This window comes from Curtobacterium sp. MCBA15_007, assembly GCF_001864905.1.
GTDB classification, from domain to species: domain Bacteria; phylum Actinomycetota; class Actinomycetes; order Actinomycetales; family Microbacteriaceae; genus Curtobacterium; species Curtobacterium poinsettiae.
In genome coordinates this window covers 13395-13709 of sequence record NZ_MJGM01000033.1, presented here as the reverse complement: position 1 = coordinate 13709, position 315 = coordinate 13395, and the positions used below count along the sequence as shown (strand labels likewise).

The following is a 315-nucleotide window of genomic DNA, read 5'->3' as shown; positions in this document are numbered from 1 at the left end:
AGCAGGGCGGCGGCGGTGCACCCGAGGAGCGAGCCGACGTTCATGATCATCGTGTACAGCAGGCTCTGCGAGACGGAGTACCCACGTTCGACGAGCAGCGTGGGCATGAGGAAGTTCAGCGTGACCTGCACCCCGAAGGCCATCCACGACGCGACCCCGATGGCGATCGTCCGGCGCAGGACCAGCCGGTGGAACACCGCTGCGGGTGAGGCGTGCAAGGACACCGGCGGGAGATCTGCGGGGCTGAGCCGGACGGGGCCGACGGCGTCCGCGGGCGGCGTCAAGGTGTTCGAGGCGAGGACCGCGAGCGAGCGG

General features: G+C 70.2%; 1 pseudogene. It reads right to left on the bottom strand.

The features are described from left to right. Positions 1–315 (bottom strand): annotated as a pseudogene (locus tag BIU95_RS18325) (MFS transporter); the annotation flags it as partial.